Genomic DNA, 12,441 nt, shown 5'->3' on the forward strand with positions numbered 1-12,441 from the left:
GGCTATATTAAACCCCGCTGTGCAGGCGTCAAGAGAAAGGATTCATTTTTGGCGCACGGGCGGTCGAGGCCGCCATTCCTCGGCTTCTTTCGGCCACTCCCGCCCGTAGCGGAAACACCACGGCGCCCGGCACGCCCATCCGTGCTCACACGGCGCCGGAGTTCACCCGGTGCCCGTTCTCCAGCTCCACCGTCCCGCCGCCGTCCGCGAGGACGTCCAGCGCTGCCAGGACACGCCGGCCCAGGGCGTCCGGCAGATGCGCGACGATCTCCTCGCGCGCGACCAGCCGCCAGGACAGCAGCTCCTCCTCCTGCAACCGGATCGCCTTGAAGTCGTCCTCGCCGAGGACCCCGCCGTCGTACAGATACGCCACCAGCGGCGGCAGCCCCGGCCCGTGCACCCAGTCCACCGCGAGCAGCGCGCCCAGCTCCCGGTCCAGGCCGATCTCCTCGACCGTCTCCCGGCGCGCGCCCTGGCGGGGTGTCTCGCCGTCGTCGGACTCGATCGTGCCGCCCGGAAGCGCCCAGCCCTCCCGGTAGTTGGGCTCCACGAGCAGCACCCGGCCCTCGGCGTCCCGGAACAGCGCGGCGGCACCGGCGAGTACGCGGGGGAGACCCGCGATGTACGTGGCGAAGTCTTGCGAGGTGGTCATTGGGGAAGCGTAACCAGCCCGTGCAACCACGCCCTCTGCCCAGAGCTCGGCCACCGCGAGCGCGCCCCCTAGTCCTCCTCCTGCGCCTGCGCGAGCCGTACCGTGCGCTCCGCCAGCTCGCTGATCCGCGCCCTGTCGAACCCGAACACCGCGCTGCGGACCGTGTCCTGAAGCGGCACGGTCCACTGCTCCGGAATCGCCTCGGCCCCGGTCAGCACACCGGCCACCGAACCGGCCGTCGCCCCGTTGGAGTCGGTGTCCAGGCCGCCGCGCACGGTGAGGGTGATGCTGCGGGTGAAGTCGCCGTCGCCGTACAGCAGCCCGGCGGTGAGCACGGCCGCGTTCGGGATGGTGTGGATCCAGCCGAGCCCGGCGGTCTCCTCGGCGACCGTGGTGAGCGTGTCCTCCCAGGTCATCCGGGTGTCGTGGAGCGAGACGACACGGCGTACGGTGCGCGCGAGGCGACTGCTCGCCGGGATCACCGTCAGCGCCTGGTCGACCGCTCCGCGGATCGTGGACGCCGTGAACGCCGCCGCGACCAGCGCCGCCGCCCACATCGCGCCGTACACCCCGTTGCCGGTGTGCGACAGCACGGCGTCCCGGCGGGCGAGGGCGGCGGCGCGGCGCGGGTCGCCGGGGCAGGTCCAGCCGTAGATGTCGGCGCGGATGAGCGCGCCGATCCACTCCTGGTAGGGGTTGTCGTACGTCGCGGTGAGCGGCGGTTTCAGACCGTTCGCGAGGTTGCGGTACGCGGCCCGCTCCGCCGTGAAGGTCTGCAGATACGGCAGCCGCAGCAGCCACAGGTCACCGACCTGCTCGGTGCTGAACCCGAAGCCGTGGGTCTCCAGCAGGTCGAGGCCGAGGATCGCGTAGTCGACGTCGTCGTCCCGGCAGCTGCCGTGGATCCGGCCGCGCACGCACTGGCGCCACTCGGGACGCAGCTCGAAGCCGTCGTCCTCGCTGGCCGGCTCGGGGAGATAGTCGGTGAGGGGCAGGGCGGCGGCCTGCCGCAGATAGCGGTCGATACGGTCCCGCGTCCACAGGTCGCCCTGCTCGACCGGCTTGCCGAGCATGTTGCCCGCGATCCGGCCGAGCCAGCCCCCGAGAACGCGGTCGGCGAGCTCTGGCTCAGTGCCCACAGGGGTCATAGGACCGGTTTACCCGATTCCGGGCGCCCGCACAGGGAGGGCGCAGCAGGTTCTCAACGTCCGGTCAGCGCATGACGCCGCAGGCCTCCTCCGGTTATGGTCGCAGCGGCGCGACTGGCCTTGACATGCGCGAGGCCCGGAAGAGCAAGGGGAAAACTGGTGACACAGCGCGTGCTCATCGCCGCGGACAAGTTCAAGGGGTCGCTGACGGCCGTGCAGGTCGCCGAGCGTGTGACGGCCGGTCTGCGCCGGGTCGTGCCGGGCGTCGAGGTGGAGGCCATGCCCGTGGCCGACGGCGGCGACGGGACCGTGGACGCGGCGGTCGCGGCCGGCTTCGAGCGGCGGGAGGTACGGGTCGCCGGGCCCCTCGGGCACGAGGTGAGCGCGGCGTTCGCGCTGCGCGGCGACACGGCGGTCGTGGAGATGGCCGAGGCGAGCGGACTCCAGAGGCTGCCCGCGGGTGTCTTCGCGCCGCTCACGGCGTCCACGTACGGCTCGGGCGAGCTGCTGCGGGCCGCGCTGGACGCGGGCGCCCGCACCATCGTGTTCGGCGTCGGCGGCAGCGCCACCACGGACGGCGGCGCCGGAATGCTGACCGCGCTGGGCGCGCGCTTCCTCGACGCGGACGGCGAGCCGGTGGCGCCGGGCGGCGGCGGCCTGGGTGACCTGGCCACGGCCGACCTGTCGGGCCTGGACCCGAGACTGACCTCCGTGGACCTGGTGCTCGCCAGCGACGTCGACAACCCGCTGACCGGCCCGAAGGGTGCGCCGGCGGTGTACGGCCCGCAGAAGGGGGCCTCCCCGGACGACGTGCGGACGCTGGACGGCACGCTCGCGCACTTCGCGAAGGTGCTGGAGGAGTCGGCCGGCTCCAAGGCCGCCGAGCATGCCGCCGCACCCGGCGCCGGTGCCGCGGGCGGCATCGGCTACGGCGCCCTCCTCCTCGGTGCCCGCTTCCGCCCCGGCATCGAGGTCATGCTCGACGTCCTCGGCTTCGCGCCCGCGCTGGAGCGGGCGGACCTCGTCATCACCGGCGAGGGCTCCCTCGACGAGCAGACCCTGCACGGCAAGGCACCGGCCGGCGTCGCCGCGGCTGCCCGCGCGGCGGGCAAGGAGGTCGTCGCGGTGTGCGGCCGCCTCGCGCTGGCGCCGGAGGCGTTGGGGCGGGCCGGCATCCGGCGCGCGTACCCGCTGACGGACGTCGAGCCGGACGTGGCGAAGTGCATCGCGGAAGCGGGGCCGATCCTGGAGCGGGTGGCGGAGCGGATCGCTCAGGACTTCCTGGTCTGACCGGTCAGGGTATGCCGGTGATGTTCCCGTCGATCTCCCTGAAGTAACTGCCGCTGGAGCGGCCCTGTACCTTGCCGTTCTTGAACCACTGCTTCGACATGTGGTGCAGGGCCTCGGCCGTGGGCCGCTCCCAGACCGGGTTGTGGCCCGAACCCTCCAGGCAGAACATCAGCTTCTCCGTTCCTCCTATCGCCGCGTAGAGCGCCGGGACGGAGAAGTACAGGTCGTCCGGGCTGGTCGACGCGGTGTTGGCGGTACGGTCCAGCTCCCCGTAGACGATGAACACGGGGACCTGCTCGCCGAGTACGTGCTCACCGGCCGGGTTCTCGTGCGGCACGGTCTGCGCGTTCCAGCCCCACCAGTAGGTGTTCCGGTACCGCATGACGCCCGCGGGGACACCCGGGGAGGTGTCCGGACCCCACTTGCTGCCCGTGGCATCGTTCTCCATGACGACCTGCCACAGTTTGTCCCCGATGCCGGGCTCCCAGAGGACGGGGTTGCCGCCCGTGCTGGCCGCGAAGCCGATCTTGCTCGTGAGGTGCATCGGGAAGCCGAACACTGGTGCCGGGCTGTTCACGGGCAGGTTCACGTTGGGAGGAGGGTCGAAGGGAAGTGCCGTCTGCTTCGACCACCGTCCCCTCGGCGGGAACATCGGGGCGAGCAGGAGCAGGCTTTCGACCTCGCCAGGGTGCTGGAGGGCATAGGGACCCATGACGAACGAGGCCGCGGACCAGCCGACGAAGCGGATCTTCTTGGCTTGCCCGATCTCGTCCTGGATGAAGCGGACAACCGTCTCTACCTCCGCCCATTCACTCCTGGCGTTGCCCAGCTGGAAGGGGTACAGAGGATCGTGCTCGGCCGCGAGAGGGTTCGGCACCAGGAGCGCGCGCTGCTGTGCCGGGTTGGCGTTGCTGGGCTCGTCCATCTTCGGTCGTGGCGACCGCCCCGAGCCCTGCAGGTCCATGATGAATACGTCGTACTTCTCCTTCGCCAGGTACTGCGCCCAGCTGTACCGGTTGGCGAGTCCCTCGCCCGTGATGTGCGGGTCGAACCCCACGAGCGCCGGCACGCTTCTCCCGTGCAGCATCAGGACCGGCTCGCGCTCGGCCGGGTTCGGGGCGCCGTTGTACTCCCGTACGAAAAGTTGCACGGTGTCGCCATAGTTGGCCGGGATCTTCGAGACGTGCGGGACCAGGTGATCCTTCGGAGGGGGCACGGTGGCCATGGTTGTCTCCCGGTGGATGAAATGAGATGAATGGCGTTTATTGCCATCACTTCCACCGTCTGCCCTGATGTGCCCCACTGCAACTCGGCCCGCAGCGAAGATAATTGACTGCTCAAAAGGGATGCGGGCGCAGCCCTTGAACGCGAAACGGGTGTGGCCCGAACCTCGAAGGTTCGGGCCACACCCGTAGGCGCTGACGTGAGGGTCAGGGCAGCTGCGCAGCCCGCGCCTCACGCCGGTTGTCGCGGAAGTTGTTCACCCGGCGAGCCGTGGCGAACAGCGGGATCACCGCGCCCATCACCAGCTGCAGCGCGCACCCGGTCTGGAGCAGCAGCTGGCCACTCGGGGCGTCGAAGGCCCAGGCGGCGAGCAGTCCCATGCTGACCACGATCCAGGCGAGCATCGCCACCGCGAGGCGTCCTCGCGGCTTCGGGTACTCGACCCGGCTGACCATGAGCCACGCCGTACCGAGGATCGCCAGCAGCGTCGCCACGAAGGGCAGCTCCAGCAGGACGATCGACACCACGGTCAGCGCACCGAACGGCGAGGGCATGCCCTGGAACATTCCGTTCGGCGGCGTCACGCACGAGAAGCGCGCGAGTCTCAGCACCACCGCCAGCAGAACCACGATCGCGCCGACCGCAGCCACCCGCTGGTGGGCGTCGTCGGCGACCATGCCGTAGACGAGGACGAAGTACGCCGGCGCCAGACCGAAGCTGATCAGGTCGGACAGGTTGTCCAGCTCCGCGCCCATGGGGGAGGAACGCAGCTTGCGCGCGACGAGGCCGTCGAACAGGTCGAAGACCGCCGCGCACAGCATCAGGATGACCGCGGTGGCCGCGCTGTGGCGGGCCATGCCGGTCTCCTGGTCACCGGTGAGGTGCGGGATGAGGATCCCGGTGGTGGTGAAGTACACCGCCATGAACCCGCACGTGGCGTTACCGAGAGTGAGGGTGTCCGCTATCGACAGGCGGAGAGAAAGAGGCATCTCCTCCTCTTCGTCCACCTCGTCCGCCTCGGGCACCCAGCCCGGCTGAGTCTCAGGATCAATCACGGTCAATGCGAGTCACCCCAGCCACGGTCTTCTGCCCGACCTCGACCGCGACCTCCACGCCCTCGGGCAGGTAGATGTCGACACGCGAGCCGAAGCGGATCAGACCGATACGGTCGCCCTGCTCGACCTTCGTTCCCTGCGGGATGTAGGGGACGATACGGCGGGCCACCGCGCCGGCGATCTGGATCATCTCGATGTCGCCGAGTTCGGTGTCGAAATGCCAGACTACGCGCTCGTTGTTCTCGCTCTCCTTGTTGAACGCCGGAACGAACCCGCCCGGGATGTGCTCCACGGAGGTGACCGTGCCGGAGAGCGGCGCACGGTTGACGTGGACGTTCAGCGGGCTCATGAAGATCGCGACGCGGGTGCGGCCGTCCTTCCACGGCATGATGCTCTGCACCACACCGTCGGCGGGCGAAATGACCCGGCCCTGGGCGATCTCGCGCTCGGGGTCGCGGAAGAACCACAGCATGCCCGCCGCGAGAGCGGTGGCGGGCACGGCGACGGCCTTGGCGACGCCGGAGCGGCGTGCGCGCAGCAGGCTGACGGCTGCGGTGGCGACGGTCGGGAGAAGCCACGGCGATGCTCCGCGCGCGAGGCGTACGCCGCCGACCTGGCTGTCGCGTGGTGCAGAGGTTTGGCTGTGGGGCATGGATGACCTTCGTAGCGGATGATGCCGCGCGGTATCAGGGGACGGCGGCTTTCCCGGGATGGTACCGGTCGGTGGCYACAACTGGGCAAGCCAGGAAGCCGAGTCGGCGGCCGAAGAGTGTTGACAGGGTGTGATCTTCTTCTCCAAGAAAACACCCCGTATCCGGACAATCAGCCCTGGAAGCGATACTCCTCGAGCAGCCTGCGACCGATGATCATTTTTTGGATCTCGGCAGTACCTTCACCGATCAGCAGCATCGGAGCCTCGCGGTAGAGGCGCTCGATCTCGTACTCCTTGGAGAAGCCGTAGCCGCCGTGGATCCGGAATGCATCCTCCACGACCTCCTTGCAGTACTCGGAGGCGAGGTACTTCGCCATCCCAGCCTCAAGGTCGTTTCGTTCCCCGGAGTCCTTTTTGCGTGCCGCGTTCACCATCATGGCATGCGCGGCCTCGACCTTGGTAGCCATCTCGGCCAGCTTGAACTGGATGGCCTGGTGCTGGGCGATCGGCTTGCCGAAGGTGTGTCGCTGCTGGGCGTACCGGACGCCGAGCTCGAACGCACGCTGAGCGACGCCACAGCCACGCGCCGCCACATTGACGCGGCCGACCTCGACGCCGTCCATCATCTGGTAGAAGCCGCGCCCGGTGACGCCGCCGAGCACCCGATTGGCCGGAATCCGCAGGCCGTCCATGATGAGCTCGGTCGTGTCGACGCCCTTGTAGCCCATCTTGTCGATCTTGCCGGGGATGGTGAGGCCGGGGCGGACCTCTCCGAAGCCGGGCTCCTTCTCGACGAGGAAGGTCGTCATCGACTTATGGGGCGCGGTGCCCTCGGGGTGTCCTTCGTCACTTCGGACGAGCACGGCGACCAGACTTGACGTTCCGCCGTTCGTCAGCCACATCTTCTGGCCGTTCAGGACGTACTCCTCGCCGTCCTTCACCGCCTTCGACGTGATGGCCGACACATCGGAACCCAGGCCCGGCTCCGACATCGAGAAGGCGCCGCGGATGTCGCCGGCCGCCATGCGCGGCAGGAAGTGGTCCTTCTGCTCCTGCGTGCCGTGCTGCTTGAGCATGTACGCCACGATGAAGTGGGTGTTGATGATGCCGGACACCGACATCCAGCCGCGCGCGATCTCCTCGACGCACAGGGCGTACGTCAGGAGGGACTCGCCCAGGCCGCCGTACTCCTCGGGGATCATCAGGCCGAACAGGCCCAGTTCCTTGAGGCCGTCGACGATCTGCTGCGGGTATTCGTCGCGGTGTTCCAGCTCGGTCGCGACCGGGATGATCTCCTTGTCCACGAAGTCGCGGACGGTGGAGAGGATCTCCTGCTGGATGTCGGTCAGACCGGCGGTCTGGGCGAGTCGCGCCATGGCTACTTCTCCTGCTCCTTGAGCTCGGGGCGGCCCGGCTGCTCGCCGCCGCGCTCCTTGATGTACGTCTCGGTCGGCACCATCACCTTGCGGCGGAAGACGCAGACCAGCGTGCCGTCCTGCTTGTAGCCCTTGGTCTCGACGTAGACGATCCCGCGGTCGTTCTTCGACTTCGACGGCCACTTGTCCAGCACGGTCGTCTGGCCGTAGATCGTGTCGCCGTGGAAGGTCGGCGCCACGTGCTTGAGCGACTCGATCTCCAGGTTGSCGATCGCCTTGCCGGAGATGTCCGGCACGCTCATGCCGAGCAGCAGGGAGTAGATGTAGTTCCCGACGACGACGTTCTTGCCGAAGTCCGTCGTCTTCTCCGCATAGTTCGTGTCCATGTGGAGCGGGTGGTGGTTCATGGTGAGGAGACAGAACAGGTGGTCGTCGTACTCCGTGACCGTCTTGCCCGGCCAGTGCTTGTACGTCGCCCCGACCTCGAACTCCTCGTAGGTGCGTCCGAACTGCATCGCGCTCAGGGCTCCTTAGTTGTCGGGGGTCTCGAACTTCGACGTGCGCTGCATACCGGCGGCGCGTCCCTTGCCGGAGATGACCAGCGCCATCTTGCGGCTGGCCTCGTCGATCATCTCGTCGCCGAGCATCGCCGAGCCCTTCTTGCCGCCCGCCTCGGACGTGTAGTAGTCGTACGCGTCCAGGATCAGCTCGGCGTGGTCGTAGTCCTCCTGCGACGGCGAGAAGATCTCGTTGGACGCCTCGACCTGGCCCGGGTGCAGCACCCACTTGCCGTCGAAGCCGAGGGCCGCGGCGCGCTGGGCGACCTCGCGGTAGCCGTCGATGTTGCGGATCTGGAGGTAGGGGCCGTCGATCGCCTGGAGGTTGTTGGCGCGGGCGGCCATCAGGATCTTCATCAGGATGTAGTGGTAGGCGTCCGCCGGGTAGCCGGGCGGCTGCTCGCCCACGACCAGCGACTTCATGTTGATGGACGCCATGAAGTCGGCCGGGCCGAAGATGATCGTCTCGACGCGCTGGGACGCCGTCGCGATCTCGTTGACGTTGTTCAGGCCCTGCGCGTTCTCGATCTGCGCCTCGATGCCGATCTTGCCGACCTCGAAGCCCATCGTCTTCTCGATCTGGGTCAGCAGCAGGTCGAGGGCGACGACCTGCTGGGCCGTCTGCACCTTCGGCAGCATGATGCAGTCGAGGTTCTGGCCGGCGCCCTCGACGACCGTGACGACGTCGCGGTACGTCCACTCGGTCGTCCAGTCGTTGACGCGCACGACCCTCGTCTTGCCCGTCCAGTCGCCCTCGTTGAGGAACTTGACGATGGTGTGCCGCGCCTCGGGCTTGGCGAGCGGGGCGCACGCGTCCTCAAGGTCGAGGAAGACCTGGTCAGCCGGGAGACCCTGCGCCTTTTCGAGGAAGCGCGGGTTCGAGCCCGGTACAGCCAGGCAGGAGCGCCGCGGGCGAAGGCGGTTGACGGTCGTCATGCGGGGACCTCCAGGGGGTCGAGCTTGTTCGCTTTCCGGATCTCGTCGACGATGCGGCCGATGATTCCGGTGATGTCGAAGTCCTTCGGGGTGAAGACGGCGGCGACACCGGCGGCCCTGAGCTGCTCGGCGTCACCATTCGGGATGATGCCACCGGCGATCACGGGTATATCTGTGGCACCGGCCACACGGAGCCGCTCCAGCACGTCCGGCACCAGCTGGGCGTGCGAACCGGACAGGATCGACAGGCCGACCGCGTGCACGTCCTCGGCGATGGCCGCGTCCACGATCTGTTCCGGCGTCAGCCGGATGCCCTGGTAGACCACCTCGAACCCGGCGTCACGCGCCCGCACGGCGATCTGCTCGGCGCCGTTGGAGTGCCCGTCCAGGCCCGGCTTGCCCACCAGGAAGCGCAGCTTGCCGACGCCGAGGTCCTTCGCGGTGAGGTCGACCTTGCGGCGGACGTCGGCCATCGCCGAGCCCTCCTCCGCCGGCACCGCCACCGGCGCGGACGAGACCCCCGTCGGCGCCCGGAACTCGCCGAACACCTCGCGCAGCGCCCCGGACCACTCGCCGGTCGTGACGCCGGCGCGGGCGCACTCCAAGGTGGCCTCCATGAGGTTGCCGGTGCCCTTCGCGGCCTCCTTCAGCCGCTCCAGCGCCTTGCACGGGCGAGGGTGGTTGAAGGGCGGCTGGTAGCGGGTGTCCCGCCAGTGCTGGAGCGAGGCGATGACACGGGCCTCGACGGCCGGGTCGACCGTCTGGATCGCCGTGTCGAGGTCGGCGGTGAGGGGGTTCGGCTCGGTCGTCTCGAAGATGTTGACGCCGATGATCTTCTCTTGACCGGACTCGATACGACCGCGGCGCTCCGCGTGCGAGGAGACGAGCTGCGACTTGAGGTAGCCCGACTCGACGGCGGCCATCGCACCGCCCATCTCCTGGATCCGGTCGATCTCGGTGAGCGACTCCTCGACGAGCTTCGCGACCTTCGCCTCGATGACGTGCGAGCCCTCGAAGATGTCCTCGTACTCCAGCAGATCGCTCTCATGGGCGAGCACCTGCTGGATGCGCAGCKACCACTGCTGGTCCCACGGCCGGGGCAGGCCCAGGGCCTCGTTCCAGGCGGGCAGCTGCACGGCACGCGCGCGTGCGTCCTTCGACAGCGTCACGGCCAGCATCTCCAGCACGATCCGCTGGACGTTGTTCTCCGGCTGCGCCTCGGTCAGACCGAGGGAGTTGACCTGGACGCCGTACCGGAAGCGGCGCTGCTTGGGGTTCTCGATGCCGTACCGCTCGCGCGTGACCTTGTCCCAGATCCGCCCGAACGCCCGCATCTTGCACATCTCCTCGATGAAGCGGACGCCCGCGTTCACGAAGAAGGAGATACGGGCCACGACGTCCCCGAACTTCTCGGCGGGGACCTGCCCGGAGTCGCGTACGGCATCGAGAACCGCGATCGCGGTGGACATCGCGTACGCGATCTCCTGGACCGGCGTGGCGCCCGCCTCCTGCAGGTGGTAGCTGCAGATGTTGATCGGGTTCCACTTCGGGATGTGGGAGACCGTGTACGCGATCATGTCCGTCGTCAGCCGGAGTGAGGGCCCCGGCGGGAAGACATGGGTCCCCCGCGACAGGTACTCCTTGACGATGTCGTTCTGGGTCGTGCCCTGGAGCTTGGTGATGTCCGCGCCCTGCTCCTCGGCGACGACCTGATAGAGCGCCAGCAGCCACATGGCGGTGGCGTTGATCGTCATCGAGGTGTTCATCTGCTCCAGGGGGATGTCCTGGAACAGCCGGCGCATGTCACCGAGATGCGCGATCGGCACGCCGACCCGGCCGACCTCGCCGCGGGCGAGGATGTGGTCGGAGTCGTAGCCGGTCTGCGTCGGCAGGTCGAACGCGACCGACAGGCCGGTCTGGCCCTTGGCGAGGTTGCGCCGGTACAGCTCGTTGGACGCCTCGGCCGTGGAGTGACCGGCATACGTGCGCATGAGCCACGGCCGGTCCTTCTCCCTTGCCCCGTCGGCGTTCTGACGCTCAGTCATCAATGACCTCGGGTGTCTCAGATGTTGCGGAAGCGGTTGATGGCGTCGACGTGCTTGGCGCGCATCTCCTCGTCGCGCACGCCGAGACCTTCCTCGGGGGCGAGGCACAGGACGCCGACCTTGCCCTGGTGGAGGTTGCGGTGCACGTCGAACGCGGCCTGGCCGGTCTCCTCCAGGGAGTAGACCCTCGACAGGGTGGGGTGGATCTTGCCCTTCGCGATGAGCCGGTTGGCCTCCCAGGCCTCGCGGTAGTTGGCGAAGTGCGAACCGATGATCCGCTTCAGCGACATCCACAGGTAGCGGTTGTCGTACTCGTGGTTGTAGCCCGAGGTGGACGCACAGGTGACGATCGTGCCGCCCTTGCGCGTGACGTAGACGGAGGCGCCGAAGGTCTCGCGGCCGGGGTGCTCGAAGACGATGTCGACGTCCTCGCCGCCGGTGAGCTCGCGGATGCGCTTGCCGAAGCGCTTCCACTCCTTGGGGTCCTGGTTGTGCTCGTCCTTCCAGAACTGGTAGCCCTCGGCGTTGCGGTCGATGATCGCCTCGGCGCCCATCGCCCGGCAGATGTCCGCCTTCTGAGGACTGGACACGACACAGATCGGGTTGGCGCCACCGGCCAGCGCGAACTGCGTGGCGTACGACCCGAGTCCACCGCTCGCGCCCCAGATCAGGACGTTGTCGCCCTGCTTCATGCCGGCGCCGTTGCGGGACACCAGCTGGCGGTAGGCGGTGGAGTTGACCAGACCAGGAGCGGCGGCCTCCTCCCAGCTCAGGTGGCCGGGCTTCGGCATCAGCTGGTTGGACTTGACCAGGGCGATCTCGGCGAGGCCGCCGAAGTTGGTCTCGAAGCCCCAGATGCGCTGCTCGGGGTCGAGCATCGTGTCGTTGTGGCCGTCGGAGGACTCCAGCTCGACGGACAGGCAGTGCGCGACGACCTCGTCACCGGGCTTCCAGGAGTTGACGCCCGGGCCGGTGCGCAGGACGACGCCCGCGAGGTCGGAGCCGATGATGTGGTACGGCAGGTCGTGGCGCTTGGTGAGCTCGCTGAGCCGGCCGTAGCGCTCCAGGAAGCCGAACGTCGACAGCGGCTCGAAGATCGAGGTCCACACGGAGTTGTAGTTGACCGAGGAGGCCATGACGGCCACCAGGGCCTCGCCCGGGCCGAGCTCGGGCAGAGCGACGTCGTCGAGGTGGATCGACTTGCGCGGGTCCTTGTCGCGGGTTTCCAGGCCCGCGAACATCTCCGTCTCGTCCTTGTGCACGGTGATCGCGCGGTACGACTCGGGGAGCGGCAGAGCGGCGAAGTCGGCGGACGTGGAGTCCGGCGACTGGATCGCGTCCAGAATGTCCTTGACGGTCACGGTGTTGCCTCCGGCGATGCGCACCCTGAGGGAGGGGTGCTGAGGGTTACGTCGGTGCTGCTGAGGGTTTTTTGGTGATTGCCGTCGGTTCGGCGGTTGTGCTGTTCGGCAGCGCTTTGTGGCGCGGGAGGTTGCCTGTGACGCA

At 68.4% G+C, this 12,441-nt stretch carries 11 protein-coding genes; 1 reads left to right on the plus strand and 10 read right to left on the minus strand.

Annotated features, from left to right (window positions below; translation table 11 throughout):
* Positions 1 to 145 precede the first annotated feature (145 nt).
* Both EAO75_RS16800 and EAO75_RS16805 read right to left on the minus strand, forming a co-directional pair.
* On the minus strand, positions 146 to 652 hold the full coding sequence (locus EAO75_RS16800; protein ID WP_147995849.1) for an NUDIX domain-containing protein: 507 nt from the start codon (positions 650 to 652) through the stop codon (positions 146 to 148).
* A 68-nt stretch (positions 653 to 720) separates the two neighbouring features.
* Positions 721 to 1,800, minus strand: a complete 1,080-nt coding sequence (locus EAO75_RS16805) for an ADP-ribosylglycohydrolase family protein (RefSeq protein WP_147995850.1) — start codon at positions 1,798 to 1,800, stop codon at positions 721 to 723.
* 171 nt (positions 1,801 to 1,971) lie between these two features.
* Between EAO75_RS16805 and EAO75_RS16810 the strand changes: the two genes are divergently transcribed.
* Positions 1,972 to 3,090, plus strand: coding sequence for a glycerate kinase (locus tag EAO75_RS16810; RefSeq protein WP_147996052.1), 1,119 nt, complete (start codon positions 1,972 to 1,974; stop codon positions 3,088 to 3,090).
* 4 nt (positions 3,091 to 3,094) lie between these two features.
* Here the strand turns inward: EAO75_RS16810 and EAO75_RS16815 are convergent, their stop codons facing one another.
* From EAO75_RS16815 to ccrA, 8 genes are all read right to left on the minus strand, one after another.
* Entirely contained in the window at positions 3,095 to 4,315 is a 1,221-nt protein-coding gene (locus EAO75_RS16815; RefSeq protein ID WP_147995851.1) for an alpha/beta hydrolase, read from the minus strand.
* A gap of 205 nt (positions 4,316 to 4,520) precedes the next feature.
* On the minus strand, positions 4,521 to 5,339 hold the full coding sequence (gene pssA / locus EAO75_RS16820; RefSeq protein WP_030948294.1) for a CDP-diacylglycerol--serine O-phosphatidyltransferase: 819 nt from the start codon (positions 5,337 to 5,339) through the stop codon (positions 4,521 to 4,523).
* 22 nt (positions 5,340 to 5,361) lie between these two features.
* Positions 5,362 to 6,021 (minus strand): phosphatidylserine decarboxylase, encoded by a 660-nt coding sequence (locus tag EAO75_RS16825; RefSeq protein WP_003996602.1) that lies wholly within the window; start codon positions 6,019 to 6,021, stop codon positions 5,362 to 5,364.
* Positions 6,022 to 6,191: 170 nt separating this feature from the next.
* A complete protein-coding gene (locus EAO75_RS16830) occupies positions 6,192 to 7,397 on the minus strand; it encodes an acyl-CoA dehydrogenase family protein (RefSeq protein WP_147995852.1) in 1,206 nt (401 codons plus the stop codon).
* 2 nt (positions 7,398 to 7,399) lie between these two features.
* Positions 7,400 to 7,912 carry a MaoC family dehydratase gene (locus tag EAO75_RS16835; protein WP_147995853.1) on the minus strand — a complete coding sequence of 171 codons (513 nt, stop codon included), beginning with the start codon at positions 7,910 to 7,912 and terminating at the stop codon, positions 7,400 to 7,402.
* 15 nt (positions 7,913 to 7,927) lie between these two features.
* A complete protein-coding gene (locus EAO75_RS16840) occupies positions 7,928 to 8,890 on the minus strand; it encodes an HpcH/HpaI aldolase/citrate lyase family protein (RefSeq protein WP_147995854.1) in 963 nt (320 codons plus the stop codon).
* The gene (locus EAO75_RS16845) at positions 8,887 to 10,935 is read right to left on the minus strand and encodes a protein meaA (RefSeq protein ID WP_147995855.1); all 2,049 of its coding nucleotides are present in this window, start codon (positions 10,933 to 10,935) and stop codon (positions 8,887 to 8,889) included. The genes EAO75_RS16840 and EAO75_RS16845 overlap by 4 nt, the downstream gene beginning before the upstream one ends.
* Before the next feature lie 17 nt (positions 10,936 to 10,952).
* A complete protein-coding gene (gene ccrA, locus EAO75_RS16850; RefSeq protein WP_147995856.1) occupies positions 10,953 to 12,296 on the minus strand; it encodes a crotonyl-CoA carboxylase/reductase in 1,344 nt (447 codons plus the stop codon).
* Between the last annotated feature and the right edge of the window lie 145 nt (positions 12,297 to 12,441).

It is taken from the genome of Streptomyces sp. UW30 (assembly GCF_008042075.1).
Classification (GTDB): Bacteria; Actinomycetota; Actinomycetes; order Streptomycetales; family Streptomycetaceae; genus Streptomyces.

Coding starts and splice junctions, on each gene's coding strand:
- EAO75_RS16815 (WP_147995851.1), bottom strand. CDS start 4,315: ATGGCCACCGTGCCCCCTCCGAAGGATCACCTGGTCCCGCACGTCTCG.
- EAO75_RS16825 (WP_003996602.1), bottom strand. CDS start 6,021: ATGCCCCACAGCCAAACCTCTGCACCACGCGACAGCCAGGTCGGCGGC.
- EAO75_RS16805 (WP_147995850.1), bottom strand. CDS start 1,800: ATGACCCCTGTGGGCACTGAGCCAGAGCTCGCCGACCGCGTTCTCGGG.
- EAO75_RS16800 (WP_147995849.1), bottom strand. CDS start 652: ATGACCACCTCGCAAGACTTCGCCACGTACATCGCGGGTCTCCCCCGC.
- EAO75_RS16830 (WP_147995852.1), bottom strand. CDS start 7,397: ATGGCGCGACTCGCCCAGACCGCCGGTCTGACCGACATCCAGCAGGAG.
- EAO75_RS16840 (WP_147995854.1), bottom strand. CDS start 8,890: ATGACGACCGTCAACCGCCTTCGCCCGCGGCGCTCCTGCCTGGCTGTA.